Below are 26,386 nucleotides of genomic sequence, written 5' to 3'. Positions count from 1 at the left end.
TTTTAAAATCTGAATGCTGGTGGGCAAAAATGTTAATACAACGTGGTGGTTTAAAAGTTGTGGCTGGACTTGGAATTTCGGGTGTTTCAGCTGTAAATTTTCTACATGAAAAAGGCTACCGTGTTGCAGTCACTGACTCTCGTGAAGTTCCGCCAGGGCACGACAAAATCCCTGCTGATGTGCAAACCAGTTTCGGACATTTTGACCAAGAATTATTATTACAAGCTGAAGAAATTATCATCAGCCCTGGGCTAGATCCAAAACTTCCTGAAATTCAAGCTGCGATTGCCAAAGGCATTCCTGTTATTAGTGAAATTCAGGTTTTACGCCGTGCAACAGATAAACCGATTGTGGCAATTACAGGCTCAAATGCGAAAAGTACTGTGACGACCTTAATCGGTCTAATGGCACAAGAAGCAGGTGTGAATGTTGCTGTCGGTGGGAATTTAGGTCGTCCTGCTTTAGATTTAACTCATGATCATCCTGATGTTTATATTTTAGAACTTTCAAGCTTCCAACTTGAAACCACATCGAATCTCAATGCAGAAGTGGCTGTGGTTTTAAATATGAGTGAAGACCATTTAGACCGCCATGGTGATATGTTTGGTTATCACACTGCCAAACACCGTATTTTCCAAGGTGTAAAAAAAGTGGTGTTTAACCGTGATGATTCACTGACACGTCCACTTGTACCTGATGTTACACCGATGCAAAGCTTTGGCTTAAATGCACCTGATCTCAATCAATTTGGGGTTTTAAAAGATGATGATGGTACGATTTGGTTAGCGCGTGGTCGTGAGCGCTTACTGAAAAGCTCAGAGATGTATATTCAAGGCACACATAATGTTGCCAATGCCTTAGCGTGTTTAGCATTGGGTGAGGCGATTGGTTTATCTTTAGATAAAATGCTTGAAACCTTAAAAACTTTTAAAGGTTTAGAGCACCGTTGTGAGTTTGTCAAAGAAGTTGATGGTGTACGTTATTATAACGATTCCAAAGGGACGAATATTGGGGCAACTTTAGCTGCGATTGATGGTCTTGGTGCTGCGATCGAAGTACAAGGTGGCAGAGTTGCTATTATTCTCGGTGGTCAAGGTAAAGGGCAAGATTTTACGGCTTTGCGTGATTCACTACAAAAATATGCCAAAGTTGCGGTTTTAATTGGTGAAGATCGTCCTATTATTGAAAAGGCAATTGAAGGAACAACGACATTGATTCATGCAGAATCATTGCAAGAAGCAGTTGAACTTTGTCAACAAAATACGCATGCACAAGATGTAGTGTTATTATCACCCGCATGTGCAAGTTTTGATATGTTTACAGGTTATCCTCAGCGTGGTCATCGCTTTGTTGAATATGTAAATGCTTTAGAGCAAAAAGAATCATAAGGAATGTAAGTATGGCTGGGTTAGCTCAGACGACTATAAGTAAAATTAATCAAGTTTATGACCGCTGGCTGCCTAAAGTGCCAGCGGAAATTACCCCACGGAATGTACTTATTTTCTGTGTGATTTCGCTGTTATGTATTGGTACGGTGATGGTGGCTTCGGCCTCTATGCCTTATGCAGAAAGAATGCATGAAAATGAATTCCATTACGTGATTCGTCATGCAATTTCAATCGTCGTTGCACTGGTCGCAGCAGTGATTACTTATCGGGTATCTTTAAATATTTGGTTTAATAATACATTCCCTTTGTGGTTAATCACGATAGGATTATTGCTTGCAGTGTTGCTGGTGGGAACCGAAGTTAATGGTTCTACCCGTTGGATACGGGTCGGTGGTTTTACATTACAGGCAACCGAAGTCGCCAAAGTGATGATGACGATTTTTACTGCGGATTATGTTGTACGCCGTGCTGAAGAAGTTCGAAATAATGTTAAAGGTTTGATTCGACTGGGTGTGGTGATGCTATTGACGGTGGGGCTAATTATTGCCGAACCTGATTTAGGGGCTACTGTGGTGATTGCAGTTTCCATGCTGGGTGTATTCTTCTTGGCTGGCGCACCGATGATTCAATTCGGTTTTGCTTTTGGGGCGATTCTGATTGCATTTGTTTTTTTAATTGTATTTGAACCTTATCGCTATGAGCGTTTGATGTCATTCTCAAACCCATGGGCAGATCCTCTAGGGTCAGGCTATCAGTTGTCCAATGCATTGATGGCATTTGGGCGTGGTGAATGGTTTGGAGTTGGACTCGGGCATAGTATTCAGAAAATGTCTTATCTTCCAGAGGCGCATACCGACTTCATGTTGGCAATTCTTGGTGAGGAGTTTGGCTTTTTCGGGATTAGCACCGTTTTAGTTTTGTCTTTTGCGATGGTGATTAGCTGTATTAAAATTGGTCAGCGTGCGTTGAATCATCAATATTTACGTGCAGGCTATTTGGCTTATGGCATCAGTATCATTTTCTTGCTACAAATTTTGGTGAATGCAGGAATGAATATGGGGATGCTCCCAACCAAAGGTTTGACTTTACCATTTATTAGTTATGGCGGTTCATCTTTGATTATGTGTGCGGTGATGATTAGTTTAATCTTAAAAATTGATGCATCGACCAAAGTTGCCAATCCATCACGAGAAGAGTCTAGTTTCTAATTTTTAGTGATTAGACGTAGAAAATGTAAAAGCCATTTGTTCGCAAATGGCTTTTTTTAATGGGAAAATTTATTTATAAATTGCAGGAATCTCAGTCCCTTTTGGAATACGTGAAATATCCCATTGTGCGCTTGCTTGAGCAAGCATTTGATTTGGTTGATCAAGATCAACAGGTGCTTGCCCAAGCGCTGTGATCGCTTGTAAAAGCAATTCTGGGGCATGTTGAGGATCAATGGCTTGAGCAAGGTTCTGTTTTGATAGTTTTTGCCCTTGGTCATTCATGGCGAGTGGTAAATGCATATATTCCAGTGGAGGATAGCTCAGACATTGTCCAAGCCATATTTGTCGTTCAGTATTATCCAGTAAGTCTGCACCACGTACTACATGGGTCATGCCTTGCAGGTAATCATCGACAACTACAGCCAGTTGATAGTTGATAATGCCATCACGTCGTTTTAAAACGAAATCACCTAAGTCATGTTGAAGATTAGAACAATGTTGACCTTGTAAGCGATCTTCAAAACAAATCAATTGATCATCGACTTTGACACGAATAGCTTGGTCTTGAAAATCTAAATGTTTCTCTCGACAAGTCCCTGCATAAATATGATTTGAACCGAGCATTTTTCGGGTGCATTCACATGCATAGACTAAATTTTTGTGTTGGAGTTGTTCAATAACCGATTCGTAGATGTCTAAGCGTTGACGTTGATAAATGATTTCAACATCAGATTCAAATTCAAATGCTTCTAAGCATTGCAGAATGTGTTGTTCACTATTGGGATAGATTCGAGGAATATCGGTGTCTTCGATACGAACGATCCATTGACCGTTGTGTGCTTTGGCATCGCAATAGCTAGCAACCGCAGTGATTAGTGATCCAAAATGCAAAGGGCCGGTTGGCGATGGAGCGAACCGTCCCTTATATGAGCAGCGATTAAGCAAAGCATCGCTTTGCCGCTGCGCAAGAGCCAAGCTGTGCTTGGCTGAGATATCATTAACAGTCACAATTAACCGTTATTTTGCTTCTCTTTGATCTCTGCAAGTGTTTTACAGTCGATACATAAAGTTGCAGTTGGACGCGCTTCTAAGCGGCGTAAACCGATTTCGATACCACACGTTTCACAGAAACCGTAATCATCATTTTTAATCGTTTCAATTGATTGCTCAATTTTACGAATGAGTTTACGTTCACGGTCACGGGTGCGCAGTTCGATTGCAAATTCTTCTTCTTGTGTCGCGCGGTCATTTACATCAGGCAAAGATGAAGATTCGTCTTGCATGGTGTTTAGAGTACGGTCTACTTCAGACATCAATTCTGCTTTCCACGCCAATAAGATTTTGCGGAAATGCTCGAGTTGCCCCTCAGACATGTATTCTTCATTTTTCTTAGGCTGATAAGGCTCGATGCCAAATAGACTTGCTGTAGATCCACCTTCAGTTGTCTTTGGCTTGGTTTTACGCGTACGTTTTGCAGACTTGTCATCTACAAGATCAACTTGTTCGTCCAATACTTGATTTTGGTTGTCATTCGCCATAAAGGGCATTCCTCATCATATACGTACTATCTATACGCAAAAAATATGGTGATATGCAAGTTTTTTTATCACTACCAATAGAACGGATCTATTGGGGGCGTCATCATATAGATTTTTTTACAAAGATGAAAGTCACCTAGCCCCTAATTCGACTTTCTGCATATCTTATCGGACGAATAACTTAATGGAAAAAAAACAAAATGAAAAGCTAGTAACCTGAAATTTCTTCATTAATTGTAACTTTAAAATTTTTTAAACGGTGCACAACTGTCTCAAATTCACCAGAAGCTTTTAAATGTAAGCAACGGTAACCAGGAGCAATTTGGTCAAATGCAAATTCTTGGCTCAAAGGCTTAAATTGCACACATGTTGCAGGTGTTGAAATAAAGGGAATCCCATTCCACTCATTGAAGGATTCTTGATGGACATGACCATGAATCAATGCCTTGATATTTTGAAATGGTTCAAGCACGGCTTTGAGTTCATCGGCATTTTTTAATTTATGCTGATCTAACCATTTTGACCTCATTTCAAAAGGATTGTGATGGCAAGCGATGATGACAAAACAATCTTGTAATTGTGCTAAGATTTTTTTCAATTCAAGCAATTGCTCATTTTGAATACGGCCATCCGTCTGCCCACTCACCGCACTATTGAGTAAAATGATGCGCCATTGTCCAATACTGACTACGGCAGGGCTAGGTTCTGGTGTATGAAAAGGGAAAAAACGCAAGTTATCGTGATTGCCCGGAATATGATAAAAATCGACACCAAATGCTTTCATATAATTGATGTAACGGTCATAGGTTTCAGGAAAAGCTGCCTGCGCAAGATCGCCTGTATGTACAATCGCATCAATATGAGGATATTGTTGTTTGATATCGTCCATAACAGCATGAAAGTTTTCCTCAGGATTAATCCCGACAAATTCAGCTTCAGGTCGATCCATGAGGTGTGTATCCGTAATTTGGATAATCACTCTATCTTTATGAAATTCGGTCAGTTGTAATTTCTCTGCGTTCATGTCTTTCCCCTAGACATTCTCTACAGTATGCAAATGTTGCTTTAACCATTGTAAAGCCATGATCACAGGTGCATTTCGTAAACGGTCACTTTGTAATAATAAATTTAAATCAATATAGTGAATAATATGTAGTTTGATGTTTTCACCTTCATCTGGCATGCCAAAGATTCCACCTTCTTCTGGCAGTTCTGCTTGAGCGACATAAAGATGGAAAATTTCATCACATGCTCCTGCAGATGGATAAAAGCTAAATAACAGTTCAACATGATCTAATTCACATCCTGATTCCTCGAGGCTTTCTCGACGAATACAGGTCTCTGGCGATTCATCCCCATCTAAAACACCTGCAATAATTTCAAGTTGCCAAGGTGAAATAGAGTCGTTCATTGCACCGACACGGAATTGTTCAATCAATGCAAACTTTTGTTGTTGATCATTGTAAATTAACACGCCAGCAGCTTCTTTGCGACGAATCAACTCACGATGGATGACAGGTGTATATTCTGTTTGATTAAATAGTCGATGTCGCAAGCTCACTTTTTCAACCTGAACAAAGCCTTTAAAAACATGTTCTCGGGATTGAATGTCTACATCGTGATGGGTGTAGGTTGCTTGCTGAATAATGCTCATATGAAGTAGTTAAGATGAAACATATTCATTTCATCCTAACTGAGAAATATTGAAAGGCAATAGTTTTTTTAGTCTTTACACTTTATGGTACAACTTTTGCCCATGTTCCTGATAAACGGTTTTCATGGTTTTGAGACCATCTTCTATAACGGATTCAGCATTTATAGAATGTCCTGCATTCTGTTGATTTTGTGCATAATCTCGCACATTCTGAGTGATTTTCATAGAACAGAACTTAGGACCACACATTGAACAGAAGTGCGCTGACTTGTGCGCTTCTTTGGGCATGGTTTCATCATGCATTGAGCGTGCAGTGTCTGGATCTAAACTCAGATTGAATTGATCTTCCCAACGGAACTCAAAACGTGCTTTGGACAGGGCATTATCACGCACTTGCGCACCTGGATGACCTTTAGCAAGATCTGCCGCATGTGCTGCAATTTTATAGGTGATAATGCCGTCTTTCACGTCTTTTTTATTCGGTAAGCCCAGATGCTCTTTTGGTGTGACATAGCAAAGCATGGCTGTACCGTACCAACCGATCATCGCTGCACCAATTGCAGAGGTAATATGGTCATAACCTGGTGCAATATCTGTGGTGAGAGGGCCAAGTGTGTAGAATGGTGCTTCCTGACAGACTTCCAGTTGCAGGTCCATATTTTCTTTGACCATGTGCATTGGCACATGTCCCGGTCCTTCGATCATCACCTGTACATCATGTTCCCACGCACGATGGGTTAATTCACCTAAAGTACGCAGTTCAGAGAACTGAGCTTCATCATTGGCATCCTGGATACAGCCTGGACGTAAACCATCCCCCAGACTGAAAGACACATCATAGGCTTTCATGATTTCACAGATTTCATCGAAATGGGTATACAGGAAGTTTTCTTCGTGATGAGCTAAACACCACTGCGCCATGATTGAACCGCCACGCGACACAATCCCTGTTAAACGGTTGGCGGTCATCGGCACATAACGCAATAACACGCCTGCATGAATGGTAAAATAATCCACGCCTTGTTCAGCTTGTTCGATCAACGTGTCTTTGAAAATTTCCCATGTTAAATCTTCTGCGACACCATCGACTTTTTCTAAAGCTTGGTAAATCGGAACAGTACCAATTGGCACTGGTGAGTTACGGATAATCCATTCACGGGTTTCATGGATATTTTTACCTGTCGACAAATCCATGATCGTATCTGCGCCCCAACGGGTTGCCCACGTCATTTTCGATACTTCTTCATCAATCGAAGAGCCGAGTGCAGAGTTGCCGATATTGGCATTGATTTTTACTAGGAAGTTACGCCCAATAATCATCGGTTCGCATTCAGGATGGTTAATGTTGGCAGGGATAATGGCACGACCTTCAGCCACTTCTTTACGGACAAATTCAGGCGTGATTTCCATTAGATTGCGTGCGCCAAAATTCTGTCCTGCATGTTGACGCATATCGACGCCTTCACGCTGGCGTTGGTTTTCACGAATCGCGATGTATTCCATTTCAGGGGTAATGATGCCTTGTTTGGCATAATGCATTTGCGAGACGTTTTTGCCTGTTTTGGCACGACGTGGTTTTTGAATGTGGGCGAAACGAATTTCAGCAGTACGAATATCTTTTAAACGTTCTTGACCAAAAGCAGAAGTGAGTGTGTCTAAGCGTTCAGTATCTTCACGTTCCGCAATCCATGTCTCACGGACATTCGGTAAACCTTTATTCAGATCAATTTCTACATTCGGATCGGTATACACGCCAGAAGTATCATAGACCATGATTGGTGGATTTTTTTCACCGCCTAAGCCTGTCGGGGTGTCTGTGAGTTCAATTTCACGCATCGGCACTTGAATATCTGGGCGTGAACCTTGGATATAGACTTTTTTAGATGCGGGTAAAATTCGAGTGAGATCTTTAGCTTCTTGTTCGTGTTGAGCGAGTTGATCAACAGGGGATAGATTCGTTAATTGGTTCATTGCAATGATCCTTATGAATGACATCAACGAATCAAGCACGACCAAAAACGATGGCGATTTAGTCTATTATCTGGCATTTATTCACAGTTTTATGGAGTGAATAAAAGGTATTTCTACAAAAATAGCTAAATATGGAGCGTTCTGTTTTTAGACTGGCTTGATTCCTACGCAGGTTTTAACCTGATCAGGTTCAACGGTACTCATCTTCATTAGATGATCTCAGCGAGGAAATACTCGCGCTCCGTCAAGCGATGTCACGATACTATCATGAGATGTCGATAAAAACATCTCTATTCAATGGGGTAGTAAATGGATTAGTAAGAGATGTCTTCACATAAAACGTGATGATGACAATCACGTTGATCATTGCGAGATTCTAAGCTCATGTATTGTTTGATAAAATTAAAGGAGTCTTGTTCATCATTTAACTTTGGTGCAGGTTCTGCTAATGCTTCACGATAAAATTGTGCACTGAGAACAAGTTGTGTATCAGGTTGTGTCTCGAGCCAATCCAGTGCTTGTTGGGTGTCTGGTTGAATGGTAAAGCGATGGTTGTAGAAGCTAAATGCTGGTGAATTTTCCGAACCGATAAAGATGAGATATTTGTATTCATTGAATAATAATTCTGCATCTTTACGGTACTTACTCTTTGGATACTGCTTAATATAGTTTTCCCAAAATAATGCACGTTCAGCAAGCGCTTGACCTGAAATCGCAATCGCTGAATCTGAATATAAAATATTTGCATTGTCTTTTGCCATGCGTTGTATAAACACAGCTTCATCTTTAGGTAAATACGCTGTGAACATATCTACTGCATATTGCGGATGCTGTTTCAGCTCAAAATAGCCCTCACCAATATCTAAAAATTGGATGTATTGTTTTCCGACTTGGTCCATTAAATATTGATCGCGTTGTGGCAAAGTTTTTTTGATGGTTGCAGCATCGCCTTGCCCTAAATCTTGCGCATTTTTAGGATAATCTTTTGCATAACCATAGGCGTTTAAGCCCTGCATTGCCTCATCACCTGAAGTGGTGGTTAAAAAGCGTTGATACATCAAATGAGAATGATCAATTAACTGATAAATTTGTGCATGATTCAATTCAGGGACACATTTTTTGAGGGCAGTATTGGCAGCAGTCAGTTGTTGAATCGAGCTTTTTTGGTCAATTTTGGATAAAATATCTTTGGTATCGGAAAAACAATTCAGTGCTTTGGTCGGTGTGGGCTGAGTTTTTTCTTGTGATTTAGATTGTTGTTCTGTGGAGTTGTTTTTTTGATGACAAGCACTCAAAGTCAGACAACTGAAAATAGCCGTCACCGCCAGTGTGTTTTGAAATAGATTCATAAAATTGCTTTTGTTATCAGTTTAATTTGGCGTTAAGCCTAATAAAAATAAAACGTCAAAACAAGCCTAAGTACAAACAGCGTCACTAAAACAATCTTTCTTGGTTTGTTTTAGATTGATCGGCGTTAAATTTAAATACTGATTGATTTGAGATAAAGCTAAACCTTGAGGATGGTCAGCAAGTTTATTTTGTTCTTTTGTACTCAGTTGAATTTTTTCTAGCCTCTGTTCAGCACTCATATTGACGAATTGAACAAATTTTTTAGCTTGTTTAGAAAGTTCTCCATCTTCATTTTTAGCAAGCTGTTCAATCACAGACCAATTTGCCACATCAATATCTGCAGGTGATTCAAAATTAATGGCAATCGGAGATGCTTCTGAACCTAAAAATAATAGACTACTATAGGTATTTCTTAAAAATACAGCATCTCTTATGTAAGTGCTGTCTGGGGAGTTTTGTACATAGTTCTGCCAAAATTGAGCACGTTTGGCAATTTCGATCGCATCAATATTTAATTTATTATTTTTAAACAATGGTTGGGTGTTTTGATCCGCTAGACTTTCAATAAAAAGTTTATCTGAACTAGACAAATAGGGCGCAAAAACTTTTGCCAAATATTGAGGGCTACGACGATAGACAATTTTATTATCTGCTTGCTCAATCAATTCAATATATGCCTGACCTTTATGACGTAATAAATATTGATCTCGAACATGCAGTTGCTCAAATTGACTTTGTTGAATGGTTGGATAGGTCGTTTGATCTAAAACATAATTTTCAAATGCTTGCTGTTGTTCGGAACTGCGCTCAATGTGCAAAAATTGTTGATACATTTTTTTTGATAAAGCCATTAACTCCTTTTGCTCAGTAGGCTTCATGAGCGGTAAGCACATACGTATATCTTGATTGACTTGCTCAATCGCCAAAGTTGTTCTTTGTGCATTAATCGCAAGCATTTCCTTTTTTAAGTTTTGGCAAATTTGGGTTAAATCGGGAATAGGCTTTGTTTCAGCTTGAGGTTTTTTGGATTCATGTACAATATCCGCAGCAGGTTTTTGACACGCGACAACTACAATCCCACTCAATACAATGAGTAAGCTACAGAGCAAAAAACGGGTAATATCGCGTGGAAATTTCATCTATCAGGCATTAACAAAAACCGAGTGGAGAACGAGAGTATTGTCGCTGAAAAGATTCTAAATGAATGAAATGTTTTGTAGTTTTCTGATAATGAATCGTTACGGTTTTAGCGAAAAGTCGTATTTTTTTAAAGAAATTTGATCAATATATTGGTTCAATACAGATTTCCAGAACAAAGTGTATAACAACAGATTTTAACTAAGCACTTTGAGATGGAAGAATGCTTAAAACTAAAATCAACACTGTTTTGGAACGACTGGATTGATTTGGTTTTATCTAAAGTGAATTTAAAATTCATCTAAAAGAAAACCCATTGTCATAAAAGATTCATAATTGATATGGTTTAATAGTAAGCCTAATAAAAAATGCGTTGTAGTCTGTGGAGTATCTGCTTTGAGCCCAAGTAATCCTGTATTAAATCATCACATTTCTTCTCAATTCAATGAAGATTTGCAGGATGTGAATACCAAATTTATGACCATGGGTGGCTTGGTCGAGCAACAAGTGGCAAATGCTGTACATGCTTTATTAGATACCAATGCGAACTTAGCGATTGATGTACAATTTCAAGACAATACAGTCAATCGCTATGAACGTGAAATTGACGAAGCTTTAACGCTGATTCTTGCACGTCGTCATCCTGCCGCAATTGATTTACGTATGGTGATTGCCATGAGTAAAGCCAATACCGATTTAGAGCGTATTGGTGATGAGGCTGCGAAAATTGCCCGTATCGCGCAAACCTTATGTGAAGAAGGTGAGTCACCACGTGGCTATATGGAAACACGTCATATCGGTAACCAAGTGCGTGTGATGATTCATGATGCTTTGGATGCGTTTGCACGTGTAGATGCGGAACAAGCGCTGAAAGTACTTTTAGCCGATGCGGATATTGATCGTGAGTATCAGTCGGCAACACGTACTTTGATGACTTATATGATCGAAGATCCTCGCCATATTAGCCGTGTCATCAATGTGATGTGGGTATTACGTTCTTTAGAGCGTATTGGCGATCATGCACGTAATATTTCTGAACAAGTGATTTATATGGCGAAAGGTTTTGATGTACGTCATACCAGTGTTGAAGAAATTGAACAAAAAGTTCAAAGTAAATAAGTTTTCAGCATATTGAATCTAGCAGCATATAGAATATTGAAAAAGACCTAAATTTAGGTCTTTTTTTATGATTGATTTAAATTTTACAGTAAGTAATAAACTTTAAGTATTGTGTAGCGTTTCTATAATAAGTCTGTAGAAAATGCGACCACATCGCTATGATTATGATAAAAATAATACATAAAATTGATATGAATCAATAAGCAATAACAAAATATATAGGGTGTTTTATTTTATGAAATTGACGATTTCAGATGAAGATGGCTTTTTTGCTATTGTAAATAATGAGCGATACCAAACTTTTGTAGATGAGGATTGGCAATTTGAGCAATTGATTGAGCATTTCAAAAAACAAATTCAACAACAGCACTTAATCCTATGGCAAACCAATGAATGGGGCGGTGGTGTTTGGAATATTGAAGTGATTCAGGATGTAAACCTGTTAGAAGGTCAGCATCAATTCAAACAGTTGATTCAAGTTAGCAATCAAAAATTATATCTCAGTAATTACACAGACTTAACCATGGCTGCTCAATTTGTGGATGAACGCATTCCGAGTAAGGATAATCAACAGTTATTTGTTGAACTCGCCAATGGTTTGTATCAGGTCACAGTGAGTAATCTATTTGAAAAAGATGATGCAGACTCGGTAGAGGAATTTGATGAAGATGCGATTCATTTTCAAATTTGTATAGCGCCTTATTTTGGTGATCTTTCTGTTGAGCAAACCGCAACGATACATTGGTTTGAAGAAGAAATTTAGGCTGATCTTTAGAAAAATTAAAAGCCAGAATAACTGGCTTTTAATTTATAAATACATTTTTAAATCAGTTGCTTAAACTTGAGCCAAAGCTTGTTCCAAATCTGCAATCAAATCATCAATGTGTTCGATGCCGACAGATAAACGCACCATATCAATGCTGACACCTGCTGATTTCAGCTCTTCTTCATTGAGCTGACGATGTGTAGTTGTTGCAGGATGACATGCCAAACTTTTTGCATCACCAATATTCACTAGACGAGTGAAAAGTTGTAAGGCATCAATAAAGCGTGTACCGCCTTCACGACCATCTTGTACGCCAAAAGATAAGATTCCTGATGGTTTGCCTTTGACATATTTTTGTGCCAAAGCATGTTGTGGATGATCTTTTAAGCCTGCGTAATTCACCCATTTTACTTTTGGATGGGCTTTTAAATATTCCGCCACTTTTTGCGCATTTTCAGTGTGACGTTCCATACGCAAATTCAAAGTCTCTAAACCTTGCAAAATCAAGAACACGCTAAGTGGGCTGATCGCAGCACCTGTATTACGCAAAGGCACGACGCGTGCACGTGCGATATAGGCAGCTTCACCCAAAGCTTCCACATAATTCACACCGTGATAGCTCGGATCAGGAGTATTCAATACTTTAAACCGTTCAGGATATTTCCCCCAAGGGAATTTACCGCTATCCACGATTGCACCGCCAATCGAATTACCATGACCGCCAATATATTTGGTCAATGAGTGCACCACGATGTCTGCACCATGCTCGAAAGGTTTAAGCAGAGCAGGGGTTGCAACGGTATTGTCTACGATCACAGGTACGCCATATTCATGAGCAATTTTTGAAATCGCTTCAAGATCAATGATATTACCGAGTGGATTACCGATAGACTCAACAAAGACCAATTTGGTTTTATCATCAATCAGATCACGTAAGCTTTCAGGTTGCTGATAATCAAAGAAACGCACTTCAATACCTTGCTTCGGTAAAGTGTGGGCAAATAAGTTATATGTGCCACCATACAGAGTAGAAACAGAAACGATATTGTCACCCGCTTCAGCAATGGTTTGAATCGAATAGGTGATTGCTGACATGCCTGATGCTAAAGCCAATGCACCAATGCCACCCTCAAGCGCTGCTAAACGCTGTTCTAATACAGCAGTTGTTGGGTTCATGATACGGGTATAGATATTGCCCTGAACTTTGAGGTCAAACAGGTCTGCACCATGTTGGGTATCATCAAAAGCATAAGAGGTGGTTTGGTAAATCGGCACAGCCACAGCTTTGGTGGTGGCTTCAGGCGAATAACCTGCATGAATGGCGAGCGTTTCATCCTTATACGTCATAGTTACGTCATCTTCGTGAGTTAAATTTAAAATCAGTTTAGCATTTATGAATATGAAATAAAGCGCAAAAATAATTAATATTTATCTAAAAATTTCATATAGATGGTTTTAATTCACTGAATAGTGAAAAGCGTTTATTTATCAGTGTTTACAGGTTAAATGTGTCTGAGAATAACAACAGTTGTTATTGTGATTTTATGTGATGGAATCAATTTGAATAGATTAAAGTGCTGTAAGATATGCAAAAAACAGTTTAAATAACGAAATAATGAATGTGCGATGATCAAAAAATCCAATTAACCTGTGTTTAATAAAGACGCGTAAAAATAACTCATACAAATTGGATGATTCTAAACAAATGTATCTCATTTCAGCGTATAATTAGTACCATTTAGCTATTTATTTGTTGTTCGCATTTTGCGGACTTTTATTCTTTATAGAGGAGTCCTACGTGGCCCAATATATTTACACGATGAACCGTGTGTCGAAAATGGTTCCGCCGAAGCGCGAAATCTTAAAAGACATCTCTTTATCATTCTTTCCAGGTGCGAAAATTGGTGTGCTTGGTTTAAACGGTGCAGGTAAATCGACCTTACTCCGTATTATGGCTGGCGTAGATAAAGATTTCTCTGGTGAAGCGCGTGCGCAACCCGGTATTAAAATCGGTTATCTAGAGCAAGAACCTCCTCTAGATGAAACAAAAGACGTTCGTGGTAACGTTGAAGATGGTTTACGTGAACCATTGGATGCTTTGGCACGCCTTGACGAAGTATTTGCTGAATATGCAGCAGAAGATGCTGACTTTGACGCGCTTGCAAAAGAACAAGAGAAGTTAGAAGCAATTATCCATGCTTGGGATGCACATAATATTGTCAACCAAATGGATCAAGCTGCTGCTGCGTTGAATTTACCTGCTTGGGATGCTGATGTTTCTAAGCTATCTGGTGGTGAGCGTCGTCGTGTAGCACTGTGCCGTTTATTATTGTCTAAACCAGACATGTTGCTTCTTGACGAACCAACGAACCATTTAGATGCATCATCTGTATCTTGGTTAGAGCGCTTCTTGAAAGACTTCCCAGGTACAATCGTTGCGATTACGCATGACCGTTATTTCTTGGATAACGTGGCGGAATGGATTCTTGAGCTTGACCGTGGTATGGGTATTCCATATCAAGGTAACTATTCTTCTTGGTTAGAGCAGAAAAATGCTCGTTTAGAACAAGAGAATAAGCAAGAAGAATCTTTTGCTAAAGCATTGAAAAAAGAACTTGAATGGGTTCGTTCAAATGCGAAAGGTCAGCAAAAGAAAAACAAAGCGCGTATGGAGCGTTTTGAAGAGCTTAACTCACGTGAATTCCAACAGCGTAATGAAACGTCTGAAATCTACATTCCACCTGGTCCACGTCTAGGGAACAAGGTTGTAGAAGTTGAAGGCATCAGCAAATCGTTTGGTGATCGTACGCTTTATAAAGATTTATCATTTGTTGTACCACCTGCTGCGATTGTCGGTATTGTCGGTGAGAACGGTGCAGGTAAAACGACACTATTCCGTATGATGACGGGCGAACAACAACCAGATACAGGTACTGTAGTGCTTGGTGAGTCGGTTAAAGTCGCTTATGTCGGTCAGATCCGTGACACTTTGGATAACAACAAAACAGTTTGGGAAGAAGTTTCTGGCGGTTTAGATATCTTAAAGATTGGCGAATACGAAATTGCATCACGTGCCTATATCGGTCGCTTTAACTTTAAAGGTCAAGATCAACAAAAGCGTGTAGGTCAATTGTCTGGTGGTGAGCGTAACCGTTTACAACTTGCGAAAATCCTGCAAATGGGCGCGAACGTGATCTTACTGGATGAGCCATCGAACGACTTGGATATCGAAACTTTACGTGCACTTGAGGATGCAATTCTTGTATTCCCAGGTACTGTGATGGTGATCTCGCATGACCGTTGGTTCCTTGACCGTATTGCAACGCACATCTTGTCATTTGAAGGTGAAACACCAGAATTCTTTACGGGTAACTATGCTGAATTTGAAGCATACCGTCAAAAACGTGATGGTGATGACCTTGTTACGAAGCGTCAAAAATACCGCAAAATTGGTGTTTAATTACATCTAAATAAAAACCAGCTTACGAGCTGGTTTTTTTTATTGCTGATAAAGACGTTCTAGTTGGTTTTGAGCATCTACGTGCCCTTGATTGGCTGCCAATAATAACCATTTTTGTGCAGTGGCTTTATTTGCATCTAAACCGAGCTGTCCCTGTAAATAAAGCATGCCGAGTTTATATTGTGCAGTGCTATAGCCTTTTAAGGCAGCATGTAAAAAATACCAAATGGCATTACGTTGACATTTATGGATCTGATCATTAAATTTTGAATCAAAATTAATTTCATAAAGTCGGTTGAGTGCTAAATGCTCATAGCCTGTAGCACGATGGTAAATATGCATGGATTCAGATAGATTGAAGACATGAGCTCGCTCTGGGCGATGGAAATGTTCTATCACTGAGCTTCTAAGCCTCCGTATTATTTTTATTAAATCCATTTGTTTTTACTCTATTGACCATAAAGCATTTATTGAAGACTAATTTAATTAAATGAAATTTAAAATACCTGATAATAGTGATTTTTGATGATGATCAATTAAAAAAGTAGAAACACTTTTTCTGTGAGTATTTTTTAAGGAAATTATGCTATCTATTTGGTTTTATGTTTTATTGTTGTGATATTTGTCACTATTTTTATGTTTTTAATATAAATTTTCCTTTGAATTTAATTGTAAGAAGTTATTTGAAAATAACTTCAATGATGTTTTTGAGATATTTAGTTGAAAGCGTTATTCAATAGAAACTGTATTTAACTTATCCAATAAAAAAGAGTGTCATAAAACACTCTTTAGTATCTATTTTGATCGAGAACAACTTATAAGCGCATTTCAATGCCTTGTTCTGCTAAATATTTTTTCGCTTCAGGAATGGTATATTGACCAAAGTGGAAAATAGAAGCAGCCAATACTGCATCTGCCCCACCTTGTAAAATACCATCTGCTAAATGTTGTAAATTGCCGACACCACCTGATGCAATCGTTGGGATGGTCACACGATCATTGATTTGACGCATTAAACCAATGTCATAGCCTGCTTTAGTTCCATCAGCATCCATTGACGTGACAAGTAACTCACCAGCACCGAAGTCAGCCATTTTCACAGCCCATTCAATCGCATCAATGCCTGTTGGTTTACGACCGCCGTGGGTGAAAATTTCCCACTTATTCTCGCCTGTTTTTTTCGCATCAATTGCAACCACAATACATTGTGCGCCAAAGCGTTGTGAAGCTTCTTGCACAAATTCAGGATTAAATACGGCTGCTGAGTTGATGCTGACTTTATCTGCGCCTGCATTAAGCAACATGCGAATATCTTCAACTTTACGTACACCGCCACCGACAGTTAATGGAACAAATACGCTTTCTGCCATGCGCTCAACTGTGCGATAGGTGGTATCACGACCATTTGATGTCGCAGTAATGTCTAAAAAGGTAATTTCGTCAGCACCTTGCTCATTGTAGCGACGTGCAACTTCAACAGGATCGCCTGCATCACGAATATCAAGGAATTGAACACCTTTCACCACACGACCATTATCAACGTCTAGGCAAGGAATAATACGTTTAGCAAGCATAATTTTTTCCAAAAATAACAGCCGATTATCAATCTGAGCGATCTAGGTGCTACACCTAAAACCTGAGAGAGGGTATTCTATCAAACTTATGTAAGTTTTTTCGCAGGTTTTGTATGTCGGTTTATACCACTTTGAGTTTACAGGAAGTTCAAGCTTTCGCAGCACCTTATGGATTGGAGGTGATTGAGCTGAATCCGATTCAAGGCGGTATTCAAAATACCAACTATTTTTTGGTCTGTGCGGATGGGACACAGTTTGTTTTGACACTGTTTGAAAATATGGATGCGCAAGGTGCAGGAGAAATTATTCCTGTATTGGAACGTCTAGGTGAGCAAGGTTTACCAGTTCCTGTTCCACTCAAATGTGATGGTCAATATATTCAAATTTTAAAAGACAAGCCTGCTCAAATTGCCCCACGCATGTCAGGTAAACACCCGATGCCATCGACCGTTGAGCAAGTAGAGCAGATCGCCATTGCCCAAGCCAAAATGCACATTGCTTTACAAGACTTTCCACTACAACGAAAATCTGCACGTGATCATGCCTATTGGTATAACGTTGCTCGACAAATTAAACCGACTTTAGATGTTGCGGATACTGCATTATTAAACAATTTGTTGGGACTCTATGAAGCTTTAACCATGATGTATCCAGATCGTCCAAAGGGTTTTATTCATTCAGATTTATTCCGTGACAATACTTTGTTTGAGGGGAATCAGCTCAAAGGGATCTTAGATTTTTATGAGTTGAATCGTGATGAGTTATTGTTTGATATTGCGATTACCTTAAATGACTTCTGTACTGAATATCCGGAAGTGACTTTGAATGAAGAAAAAGCGATGGCTTTTTTAAATGCGTATACTTCGATTCGCCCATTAACCGCAGATGAAAAAGCGTGCTTGGAATTGTATTTGGCAATGGCAGCGGGACGTTTCTGGATGATGCGTTTGCAAGTGGCACAGATGAATGCTGCTGAAGGACGCACTGGTGATGATATTTTGCAGAAAAATCCTTTAGAAATGCGTAATATGCTGGTTGAAAGACTTAAATTTGTAACTGCTTAATTTGTAGTTGCTTAAATAATATCAATGTGTAGGGTAGAACATGCGTGATCAAGGTCGTTTAGTGGAATGGTTGGATGATAAAGGTTATGGCTTTATTCAGCCCAATGATGAATCCAAAGGTCGCGTGTTCCTGCATATCAAAGACTTTGCGCAAAAAGGTCCACGTCCAATCGTGGGCTGTGCATTGGAATATGTAGTGCAACTTGATGGGCAGGGACGATACAAAGCCAAGCAAGTCACCTATTTAAAAGCCAGTCAGACTGTATCCAAATCAACGCGACCTGCTAAAAAATCAAATGCACAATCGACAAGTAAGTTACAACCGATGCAGATCCTGTGTGTTGTATACATTGTGGCTTTGGCAATCCTATCGGTAAGTGGTTTTTTAAATGGTATGGTTTTACTTTTTGTAAGTATTATCAATGTGATGACTTATTGGTTCTATGCGCAAGATAAAGAGTCTGCTCAAAATGGGCAAAGACGTGTCCCTGAAAATACTCTACATGTTTTATCATTCTTAGGGGGGTGGCCCGCTGCATGGTTGGCGCAACAACGTTTACGACATAAAACACAAAAACAACCTTTTAGAAAGATTTATTTCTGTACTATATTTTTTAATATTTTATTGATTTTATGGCTTATTTCGCCTTTAAATGTATTTAAAATTTAAAGTGGAAAAGCATGCAACAAATCGGGAGTGAGCATGAACAATTATAGCAATTCCAATAATAGTAAATCACTGACCTTGATTTTATATATCTTGTACATCGTGGCAATTTTTTCAGCGGGAATTCTTGCTGTGATTGCGTTGATCATCAACTACGTGAAGTTGGATTCTGTACGTGGTACGATTTTTGAAAGTCATTTTAAATGGCAAATTCGTACCTTTTGGTGGTATCTCATTTGGACTGTTTTGGCATTTGTACCTTATCTCTTTTTATTTTTTACTCTAGATAATCCCAATGCCTTTGCAGGTGTTGCATTTGCTGCAACAATATTTTGTGTTGCTGTTTTATTTATTTCGTGGATATGGATTGTGTATCGTGCGATTCGAGGCATTATTGCTTTGAATGATGATCAAGCTTTGCCTATTTAAATCCTAGAGTCATTGTTATGATCATTGAACATGTTCATTTAAAGATCAAGCCCGAGCAAAGTCAGGCATTTGAGCAAGCTTTTCAAAAGGCGACAGCATTTATCAGTGTTTCGAATGGTTTTAATGAAGTTCAATTGCTAAAGAATATTCAGGATGAGCACCGCTATATTTTAATGGTGGTGTGGAACGCGCTTGAAGATCATACAGAAGGTTTTCGTAAGTCAGCGGAATATCAGCAATGGAAAGCATTACTTCATCCATTTTATGACCCAATGCCAACAGTTGAATATTATCAATCATGTATAACATTGAAGAAATAAGATTTAGAGATGTGCTATGTAGATTGATTATTTAGACGCTTAGGTTTCTTTAAAAACTTTGGCTTCCATTCACTGACAATCACACCTAAAACCACCAGTAAACCTCCAAATAGCGCAATGATTGGCAAGCGTTCTCCTGCAATTCTACCAAATAGTGCTGCCCATACAGGTTCACCTGCGTAGATAATTGCAGCTTGAGCCGAATCCACGGATTGTTGTGCCCAGTTCATCACTAACTGAATACATGCACTGGCAATGCCTAAGCCACATAGTACCGCGATGAGTTGCCATTGAAAATTGGGTAATTGAGTTTCACCTAAAAACGGTGTGAGGATAAAACAGAATAGCGAGGCAAAAGCCAATTGAATAACAGTGACACGTCGAACGTTGACCTTACCTGCAAAATAACTAATCAAAATAATTTCCAGTGCAATCGCAATTGAACCCAATAAAGTCAGGATTTGACCATAATTTAAATGAATTTGGCTGAAACCATTGCCTGTTAAAAACACCAGCCCAATAAAGGCAAGTACAACCCCGAGCCATGTCATGATAGAAGGCTTTTGTCGAAATATGCCCCACAATAAAATAGGCACTAAGGGTACATATAAAGCGGTTAAAAAAGCAGATTCACTACTGCTAATCGTTTGTAGTCCAACTGTTTGTGTACCATAGCCAATCGCAATCACCAAGCCAATTAAAGCACCTGCGATAAATTCTTGGTGATTAAAGTCTTTTAAGTATTTCCAAGAGATCAAGCTCACAGCAATTGCCGCTGCCATAAATCGAAAAGCGACAAACATGATCGGGCTACTAAAATTCAGACCATATTGCACGGTTAGAAAACTGCCACCCCAAATGATGGTAATCAGGATGAGCGCAATTTGAGGTGCTTTTGCACTTAAAATAGATTGAGAAACTGGTGACATAAATATATAACGATGAAAGGCGAGGGCATTTTACGCCAAGCAGAATATTTATGTTGAATTTGTGCAAGAACAACATCATTAAAATGTCACAGCATTACCGCTATAATTGTATTGGATACAGAGAGAAGGAAAATAAGCGATGGTGATCGAGCAAGCTGTATTTCATATTGTCGAAGGGCAAGAAAGTGCTTTTGAAAAGAAATTTTATGAATTGTCTGATATTTTTCGTCATGCAGATGCGTGTGAAAAATTCAAATTGATTCGTGGTATTGAAAATAAACAACAGTATATTTTACAAATTTATTGGACCAGTCTTGAAGCACATACCGATGTATTTATGAAAACTGAAGAATTTAAACATTGGTTTTTAGCCATGAAACCATTTTTAGCAGAAAGAATTAGCATGCAACATTTTGAAAATACATTGGTTTAGAAATCACGGTTTAATTAACCAGAGTTCTGTGAGCTATTTTAATAATTTCAATAGGGTAAGGTTGGTTGAAAGCTTCATTGTGACGGAGTCTTATCGGTCTTGTTCGTATATTAGGATTAACCACTGCGTCTTGCGCTTCGTTAAAGCAGTGCTTTTAACTTGTTCAGGTTCGAGTTACTTTTGTTTTGGCAAAAGTAACCAAAACCATTGTCCTTCGCAGAACTCGTCAAATACCGAATAATATAAAAATAATCGCAAAAACATTAACTTTTAAGTTGAGTCCTGCCTCAAACAATTGCGAAGGACTTCTTCGCGTATCAAATTTTAGGAAGAATCTAGCTTTAAACTCACATTATTTATTTTCGGATAATAAAAAAGAGAACATCAAGTTCTCTTTCTATTTTAACTTTTAGATTTACAAGTCTTAAAGACCTTGCTCATCCAATAATAATTGCGCTTCACGAAGATTTAATGTGCCTTCATAAATTGCACGACCTGTGATTGCACCTAAAATGCCATGTTTGCCTTTTAAGTTACGCACATCATCTAAATTGGTTACACCACCTGAAGCAATCACTGGAAGACCTGAGTATTCAGCAAGATGCACAGTTTGCTCAATATTCACACCTTGCATCATGCCATCACGCGCGATGTCGGTATAAACGATGCTTGAAACACCTGCATCAGCAAAGCGTTTAGCTAAATCAGTTGCTTTAACGTCAGTCACATTTGCCCAACCATCGGTTGCTACCATGCCATTGATCGCATCGATGCCAACAATGATATGACCTGCAAATTTCTTACACGCTTCTTCAACAAATTCAGGTTCTTTAACCGCTTTTGTGCCAATAATGACAAAAGACACACCAGCATCTAAGTAATGTTCAATTGTTTCAAGTGAACGAATACCACCACCGATTTGAATTGGTAGATCTGGTTGTGCTTTGGCAATCGCTTCAACCACAGGCTTATGGATTGGCGTACCTGCGAAAGCACCATTTAAATCAACCAAATGCAAACGACGAGCGCCTTCATTTACCCAATGCTGTGCAGTTGCCACAGGATCATCAGAAAATACGGTATCGTCTTCCATACGACCTTGTTTTAAACGGACACATTTGCCATCTTTCAGGTCAATTGCAGGGATGATCAGCATGCTTTCGCTCCTTGCCTAATCTCATCAAAATTTATTGGGTGCAATCTTAGCAAAATATTGATCAATTTCTAAGTGATAGTTTTAGCTTTTATTGGGACGAATTCTTAATTTAAGCGATGTATTGGGAATATCGTGTGGAATTAGCCCTAAACGGAGTAATTCTTCAAAAATCAGTACAGGTGCATAAGCATCGGCAGCCGCATATTCGATTTGTGGAATGGTCAAGCTTTTACGTGCCCAATTTGAGGTACTTACCGATTTACTTTTAGGAAAATTCATTTGAAATAACAGCGCGATGGCATTTTTAATCCCTACAGGATTATTGAGTCCAAAACTGCCAAAGCATTTTGAAAGTTCAATTACACTGTTCAGTTCAATGCCTTTTTTACGAAATAAATGTGCATCATTTTTTAAACCGAATCCAACTTTGATTTGATCGGGATTTTCGAAAATGGGTTTTAAAAAATCTAAAATATCAGGTGAAACCTGAAAGAGGTATGCTTTTTCAGCCGTTGCCAATTGGATTAAGTGTGGGCCAGTTTGAACTTCACCTTTGTTAAATGTTGGTTTGGATTCCGTATCAAAACCGAGTAGTGCAGCTGTTTTTAGCTCAGTCTCGATGGTTTGGCATTGTTTTAATTGGTTAATCACTATGATTTTGTCTAAAGCTAAATTTTGAAAGCGTGGGAAAGTCAGAATTTGTTCTTTACTTGGCAGATGTTGAGCTTGGTCGTTCACAAATTTTTCCCTAAACTTTCATGCAGATCTCATATCTACAATCTAAATACTGTGTTTGAATTGAGATAAAAGCTCATATAAAAGCACAGAAAAATTTAACCATATTGTTATAACAAACTTTGGTGAAAAGATGGTAATTTTGTGGGATGAAAATAAAGGAATAGTTGTAATGGCTGATAAAGATGATGATCTTTTGATTGAGGGTGCAAAACGCTTAAAACAACTGATTCAGGATAAAAATATTAAAGCCAGTGATGTCGTCAATATTCTAGAAACGTCGAAAGGCACAATGACCAAGTGGTTGCAAAATTCAACGCCATCGAGTGCACAAAGCTTAATTGAATTAGCCCGTTTGGTGGGTATGACCGAGCGTTGGAATAGTGAATCAAAACAACAAACACAACAAGACCAAGCGGATTTGGTCAATAAAGCTTATGTGGCATCTGAGGTGGATTTAAGCCAAGCGACGATGGAGCAGTTGATGGGAGAAATTAAAGATCGTTATGCCGCTTTAAATTTAAAAGCAGATATTAAAATTACGGTTGAGCCATTGGAAGGTGGTTTTGTACAGACAGAGTAATGATGAAAATAATAAAAGTGGATAAAGTTAAATGCCTGTATTAATGAGAGTAAAAGAATTTTTATGTTATATGTTTACATATCTTTTATACACCCTATTCTTTCTAATTTTTATTTCTTCGAAATTGGGGGGATTAATTGATGGATTTTTAAATAAAAAAAGTGATGTGCTTAGTAAAACAGATAATGAAATACTTATGCAACAAATAGAAAATAGTGATCTAAACTTAGAAAAAGCTAATTCTATATTAAACTTTATCAATGCTTATATTCCGAGTAATGGATGGATAATAGTTTTCATGGGGATCGCTTTTTTAATATTTATGATACTTGTGAGTATTGCAGAGAAAAAAGGATTACAAAGATATAGCTATAGAACTTTTATAATAATGGCTTTTAGTTCAATTGCTTCGGGAGCTAGTTCTTTAATTTTATTAATTAACGCTATTCTGATGTTAGGATTTGGATATATTAAATTATTTACTGAAATTAATGTCTTAGCAGTTGATGTTTTCTTAATTTTGATGTTGGTAGTTTATACGATTATTGCATATGCAACTTTATATGTTGAAAAAACATTATCTTATAACTTTGTTAAAGGTCTGAAATAATTTAATGATTCTGATTATATTAAATCAGAATCACTTTTAACTTTAAATATCCCATTCCACAAAGTTTTTTAGCAACTGTAAACCTGCTGTATGACTTTTCTTAGGATGGAAAATAGGTTTTCTTTATGAATCGCTGTACAAAACTCTAAGCAATAATCACAGGTTGCTGCCACTAAGTTTGTATCTTTCGGTTTTACATAATAACGATGCACGAAGTAGAGCTTTGGAAGGTGTATTGTCGCTTAAAGACTAGCGATGCTGTGAGACAACACTCTGAGAGCCTTCAAATTCAATGATTGGCTGATTTGGAGGTGATATATGCAAAATATAAACACAGAATATGACGAGTAATGGAATACAAATGATTGAGAGCAGAGCAATCACTTTTTCCCAAGTCGGTGTTGTTCTTGGTTCACCATAGCTATTGGATTGACGAGATCCATTAAATAAAAGTAGATAGCAGAATAAGAATATTTGTATCACAGGAACGAGGAGTAAAATACTGAACCAACCTGAACGATTTAAATCATGAAGTCTTCGGATGGTAAAAATAAAAAACGTATATAGGGTGAAAATAAACAGCACAAATATCAAAAATGCTTCTAATAAACTGGGATGTGTGGGTGTTTCATTTTCACCGATCTGAATATTAAAGAGTTTGAAGCTTAGATAGATATCCAAGATGATGGTGGAAATACTGAGAAGCATTGTCCAAGCAATATAGGATAGACGTCCGAAACGACCTGAAAAGTTAAAAGGTTGATGACTGTTATTCGACAAAGGCGTGCTGAATTTGCTTAAAGTTGTTTTGAGCGAGAACATTATTTTTATTGATTCCTAAAATTGTTTTTAGTGCTTGTATTTTTAATTTAAGATTTTGAATGAAGGTTCAAAGCAAGTTTGAATTGTGCCAATTTTAATGAAAAATGATCAATGAATCTACGAAAAATGGATTTAAAGCGTAAATAATAAAAAACCAAGCCCTTGAAGAACTTGGTTTTTATGCAGTTTTAAATTTTATAAGTGGATTAAATATCCCATTCCACAAAGTTTTTTAGCAACTGTAAACCTGCTGTATGACTTTTCTCAGGGTGGAATTGCGTCGCAAACAGGTTTTCTTTATGAATTGCTGTACAAAACTCTAAGCCATAATCACAAGTCGCTGCCACTAAGTTTGTATCTTTCGGTTCTACATAATAACTATGTACGAAGTAGAAACGCGCATCTTGCTCAATGTCTTTCCACATTGGATGGCTTGGATCAGCTTGATGCACTTGATTCCAGCCCATGTGCGGTACTTTTAAATTTTCGATTTCAGGAAAATGTTTTACTGAGCCTTCAAAAATCCCCAGTGCTTCAGTACCACCATTTTCTTCAGATGTTTGAAGCAAAGCTTGCATGCCGACACAGATCGCAAGTACAGGCTTGTTGAATGCTGCATTGCGAATGACTTCATCAATGCCTGCTTCACGCATCCCTTGGATACAGTCACGCATAGCACCTACGCCCGGAAATACGATTTTATCTGCTTGAGCAATCAGCTTTGGATCATTGGTCACATCAACCGTTGCACCGACATGTTCTAGTGCTTTGGCTGCTGAGTGAAGATTTCCCATGCCATAGTCAAGAAGGGCAATACGGGTCATTACAATGTTCCTTTGGTAGATGCAACAGTATTCTCAGCACGAGGGTCGATTTCGCATGCCATACGAAGCGCACGTGCAAATGCTTTAAACACACTTTCAATTTGGTGGTGGCTATTTTTACCTTTTAAATTGTCGATGTGTAAAGTCATGAGTGCATGATTGACAAAGCCTTGGAAGAATTCTGAGAATAAATCCACATCAAAACGACCGATCATGGCACGGGTAAACGGAATATCCATGAACAGACCAGGACGACCAGACAGATCCACTACCACGCGGCTTAAAGATTCATCAAGCGGTGCATAGAAATGACCATAACGGCGCAGACCTTTTTTATCGCCTAAAGCCTGAGCGAAAGCCTGTCCTAAAGTGATACCGCAGTCCTCAACCGTGTGGTGATCATCGATTTCCAGGTCACCATCGCAGTGAATATCAATATCAAACAGTCCATGACGCTTGATTTGATCAATCATATGGTCTAAAAATGGAACACCGGTGTTCAGCGTGCCTTGACCAGTACCGTCAAGATTCACACGAACACGTATTTTAGTTTCGTTGGTGTTTCTTACTACTTCACTGATACGTTGCGCCATAGACACGTTCCTCAAAAAACGTCAAAAATTAAAAGTTTGATGTAAAGATGTTTCGC

At 38.5% G+C, this 26,386-nt stretch carries 28 protein-coding genes, 1 pseudogene and 1 riboswitch; of the genes and pseudogenes, 12 read left to right on the top strand and 17 right to left on the bottom strand.

All coding sequences use genetic code 11. From position 1 onward, the window contains the following. Positions 1-29 precede the first annotated feature (29 nt). Positions 30-1,388: a UDP-N-acetylmuramoyl-L-alanine--D-glutamate ligase gene (murD, locus tag EXE09_RS01275; RefSeq protein WP_130116072.1), complete on the top strand. Its 1,359-nt coding sequence runs from the start codon at positions 30-32 to the stop codon at positions 1,386-1,388. A gap of 11 nt (positions 1,389-1,399) precedes the next feature. Continuing rightward, positions 1,400-2,596, top strand: a complete 1,197-nt coding sequence (ftsW, locus tag EXE09_RS01270; protein WP_068975003.1) for a putative lipid II flippase FtsW — start codon at positions 1,400-1,402, stop codon at positions 2,594-2,596. 69 nt (positions 2,597-2,665) lie between these two features. On the opposite strand, the gene gluQRS is transcribed toward ftsW, so the two are convergent. The 7 genes from gluQRS to EXE09_RS01235 form a co-directional block, all read right to left on the bottom strand. Next, positions 2,666-3,604, bottom strand: a complete 939-nt coding sequence (gluQRS, locus tag EXE09_RS01265) for a tRNA glutamyl-Q(34) synthetase GluQRS (protein WP_130116071.1) — start codon at positions 3,602-3,604, stop codon at positions 2,666-2,668. A 2-nt stretch (positions 3,605-3,606) separates the two neighbouring features. Beyond that, positions 3,607-4,134: an RNA polymerase-binding protein DksA gene (gene dksA / locus EXE09_RS01260; protein WP_068975004.1), complete on the bottom strand. Its 528-nt coding sequence runs from the start codon at positions 4,132-4,134 to the stop codon at positions 3,607-3,609. Between the two features lie 208 nt (positions 4,135-4,342). Then, positions 4,343-5,158 (bottom strand): 3',5'-cyclic-AMP phosphodiesterase, encoded by an 816-nt coding sequence (cpdA, locus tag EXE09_RS01255; RefSeq protein WP_130116070.1) that lies wholly within the window; start codon positions 5,156-5,158, stop codon positions 4,343-4,345. Between the two features lie 9 nt (positions 5,159-5,167). Then, a complete protein-coding gene (locus tag EXE09_RS01250) occupies positions 5,168-5,788 on the bottom strand; it encodes an NUDIX domain-containing protein (protein WP_130112051.1) in 621 nt (206 codons plus the stop codon). 75 nt (positions 5,789-5,863) lie between these two features. Next, entirely contained in the window at positions 5,864-7,759 is a 1,896-nt protein-coding gene (gene thiC, locus EXE09_RS01245) for a phosphomethylpyrimidine synthase ThiC (RefSeq protein WP_130116069.1), read from the bottom strand. A 144-nt stretch (positions 7,760-7,903) separates the two neighbouring features. Further along, positions 7,904-8,013: riboswitch (TPP riboswitch) on the bottom strand. Between the two features lie 60 nt (positions 8,014-8,073). Beyond that, positions 8,074-9,108, bottom strand: coding sequence for a hypothetical protein (locus tag EXE09_RS01240; RefSeq protein WP_130116068.1), 1,035 nt, complete (start codon positions 9,106-9,108; stop codon positions 8,074-8,076). A gap of 66 nt (positions 9,109-9,174) precedes the next feature. Continuing rightward, a complete protein-coding gene (locus tag EXE09_RS01235; protein WP_130116067.1) occupies positions 9,175-10,248 on the bottom strand; it encodes a hypothetical protein in 1,074 nt (357 codons plus the stop codon). A gap of 394 nt (positions 10,249-10,642) precedes the next feature. Here EXE09_RS01235 and phoU point away from each other — a divergent pair, with 394 nt between their 5' ends. Together phoU and EXE09_RS01225 are read left to right on the top strand one after the other, a co-directional pair. After that, positions 10,643-11,365 (top strand): phosphate signaling complex protein PhoU, encoded by a 723-nt coding sequence (phoU, locus tag EXE09_RS01230; protein WP_068975009.1) that lies wholly within the window; start codon positions 10,643-10,645, stop codon positions 11,363-11,365. Between the two features lie 235 nt (positions 11,366-11,600). Then, positions 11,601-12,128 carry a hypothetical protein gene (locus tag EXE09_RS01225; protein WP_130116066.1) on the top strand — a complete coding sequence of 176 codons (528 nt, stop codon included), beginning with the start codon at positions 11,601-11,603 and terminating at the stop codon, positions 12,126-12,128. 72 nt (positions 12,129-12,200) lie between these two features. Here the strand turns inward: EXE09_RS01225 and EXE09_RS01220 are convergent, their stop codons facing one another. Beyond that, positions 12,201-13,478: an O-acetylhomoserine aminocarboxypropyltransferase/cysteine synthase family protein gene (locus EXE09_RS01220; RefSeq protein ID WP_130116065.1), complete on the bottom strand. Its 1,278-nt coding sequence runs from the start codon at positions 13,476-13,478 to the stop codon at positions 12,201-12,203. A gap of 451 nt (positions 13,479-13,929) precedes the next feature. Between EXE09_RS01220 and ettA the strand changes: the two genes are divergently transcribed. Further along, positions 13,930-15,591: an energy-dependent translational throttle protein EttA gene (gene ettA, locus EXE09_RS01215; RefSeq protein WP_068975012.1), complete on the top strand. Its 1,662-nt coding sequence runs from the start codon at positions 13,930-13,932 to the stop codon at positions 15,589-15,591. Between the two features lie 39 nt (positions 15,592-15,630). Here the strand turns inward: ettA and EXE09_RS01210 are convergent, their stop codons facing one another. Together EXE09_RS01210 and hisF are read right to left on the bottom strand one after the other, a co-directional pair. Beyond that, positions 15,631-15,990, bottom strand: a complete 360-nt coding sequence (locus EXE09_RS01210) for a tetratricopeptide repeat protein (protein ID WP_228257128.1) — start codon at positions 15,988-15,990, stop codon at positions 15,631-15,633. A gap of 416 nt (positions 15,991-16,406) precedes the next feature. Continuing rightward, a complete protein-coding gene (gene hisF, locus EXE09_RS01205) occupies positions 16,407-17,168 on the bottom strand; it encodes an imidazole glycerol phosphate synthase subunit HisF (RefSeq protein WP_213071525.1) in 762 nt (253 codons plus the stop codon). Positions 17,169-17,278: 110 nt separating this feature from the next. On the opposite strand from hisF, the gene EXE09_RS01200 reads away from it, so the two are divergent. Genes EXE09_RS01200 through EXE09_RS01185 form a run of 4 tightly spaced genes read left to right on the top strand, consistent with a single transcriptional unit; the run spans position 17,279 to position 19,645 of the window. Then, a complete protein-coding gene (locus tag EXE09_RS01200; protein ID WP_130116063.1) occupies positions 17,279-18,229 on the top strand; it encodes a homoserine kinase in 951 nt (316 codons plus the stop codon). Between the two features lie 40 nt (positions 18,230-18,269). Further along, entirely contained in the window at positions 18,270-18,899 is a 630-nt protein-coding gene (locus EXE09_RS01195) for a DUF1294 domain-containing protein (protein ID WP_087552804.1), read from the top strand. A 33-nt stretch (positions 18,900-18,932) separates the two neighbouring features. Then, positions 18,933-19,325 carry a DUF4870 family protein gene (locus tag EXE09_RS01190; RefSeq protein WP_068975017.1) on the top strand — a complete coding sequence of 131 codons (393 nt, stop codon included), beginning with the start codon at positions 18,933-18,935 and terminating at the stop codon, positions 19,323-19,325. A gap of 17 nt (positions 19,326-19,342) precedes the next feature. Beyond that, positions 19,343-19,645, top strand: a complete 303-nt coding sequence (locus EXE09_RS01185; protein ID WP_130116062.1) for an antibiotic biosynthesis monooxygenase family protein — start codon at positions 19,343-19,345, stop codon at positions 19,643-19,645. A 14-nt stretch (positions 19,646-19,659) separates the two neighbouring features. On the opposite strand, the gene EXE09_RS01180 is transcribed toward EXE09_RS01185, so the two are convergent. Then, on the bottom strand, positions 19,660-20,574 hold the full coding sequence (locus EXE09_RS01180) for a DMT family transporter (protein WP_130116061.1): 915 nt from the start codon (positions 20,572-20,574) through the stop codon (positions 19,660-19,662). Positions 20,575-20,713: 139 nt separating this feature from the next. Between EXE09_RS01180 and EXE09_RS01175 the strand changes: the two genes are divergently transcribed. Next, positions 20,714-21,007, top strand: a complete 294-nt coding sequence (locus EXE09_RS01175; RefSeq protein ID WP_130116060.1) for an antibiotic biosynthesis monooxygenase family protein — start codon at positions 20,714-20,716, stop codon at positions 21,005-21,007. A gap of 424 nt (positions 21,008-21,431) precedes the next feature. On the opposite strand, the gene hisA is transcribed toward EXE09_RS01175, so the two are convergent. Together hisA and EXE09_RS01165 are read right to left on the bottom strand one after the other, a co-directional pair. Further along, positions 21,432-22,163 (bottom strand): 1-(5-phosphoribosyl)-5-[(5-phosphoribosylamino)methylideneamino]imidazole-4-carboxamide isomerase, encoded by a 732-nt coding sequence (hisA, locus tag EXE09_RS01170; RefSeq protein ID WP_068975021.1) that lies wholly within the window; start codon positions 22,161-22,163, stop codon positions 21,432-21,434. Between the two features lie 81 nt (positions 22,164-22,244). Beyond that, on the bottom strand, positions 22,245-22,901 hold the full coding sequence (locus tag EXE09_RS01165) for a 3'-5' exonuclease (protein WP_130116059.1): 657 nt from the start codon (positions 22,899-22,901) through the stop codon (positions 22,245-22,247). A 169-nt stretch (positions 22,902-23,070) separates the two neighbouring features. On the opposite strand from EXE09_RS01165, the gene EXE09_RS01160 reads away from it, so the two are divergent. Together EXE09_RS01160 and EXE09_RS01155 are read left to right on the top strand one after the other, a co-directional pair. After that, positions 23,071-23,481, top strand: a complete 411-nt coding sequence (locus tag EXE09_RS01160; RefSeq protein WP_068975121.1) for a helix-turn-helix transcriptional regulator — start codon at positions 23,071-23,073, stop codon at positions 23,479-23,481. Between the two features lie 31 nt (positions 23,482-23,512). Beyond that, a complete protein-coding gene (locus tag EXE09_RS01155) occupies positions 23,513-24,091 on the top strand; it encodes a hypothetical protein (protein ID WP_068975023.1) in 579 nt (192 codons plus the stop codon). A 42-nt stretch (positions 24,092-24,133) separates the two neighbouring features. Here the strand turns inward: EXE09_RS01155 and EXE09_RS01150 are convergent. The 4 genes and pseudogenes from EXE09_RS01150 to hisB form a co-directional block, all read right to left on the bottom strand. Beyond that, a pseudogene (locus EXE09_RS01150) lies at positions 24,134-24,315 on the bottom strand (imidazole glycerol phosphate synthase subunit HisH); the annotation flags it as partial. Positions 24,316-24,340: 25 nt separating this feature from the next. Beyond that, positions 24,341-24,913: a DUF805 domain-containing protein gene (locus tag EXE09_RS01145; protein WP_068975024.1), complete on the bottom strand. Its 573-nt coding sequence runs from the start codon at positions 24,911-24,913 to the stop codon at positions 24,341-24,343. Between the two features lie 206 nt (positions 24,914-25,119). Next, on the bottom strand, positions 25,120-25,737 hold the full coding sequence (hisH, locus tag EXE09_RS01140) for an imidazole glycerol phosphate synthase subunit HisH (RefSeq protein ID WP_130116058.1): 618 nt from the start codon (positions 25,735-25,737) through the stop codon (positions 25,120-25,122). Further along, positions 25,737-26,330: an imidazoleglycerol-phosphate dehydratase HisB gene (gene hisB / locus EXE09_RS01135; RefSeq protein WP_068975026.1), complete on the bottom strand. Its 594-nt coding sequence runs from the start codon at positions 26,328-26,330 to the stop codon at positions 25,737-25,739. The genes hisH and hisB overlap by 1 nt, the downstream gene beginning before the upstream one ends. Positions 26,331-26,386: the final 56 nt, after the last annotated feature.

This window comes from Acinetobacter sp. WCHAc060025, assembly GCF_004209355.1.
Lineage (GTDB): Bacteria > Pseudomonadota > Gammaproteobacteria > Pseudomonadales > Moraxellaceae > Acinetobacter > Acinetobacter wuhouensis.
The sequence above is the reverse complement of the archived record's forward strand: the minus strand, read 5'-3'. Positions and strand labels throughout refer to the sequence as shown.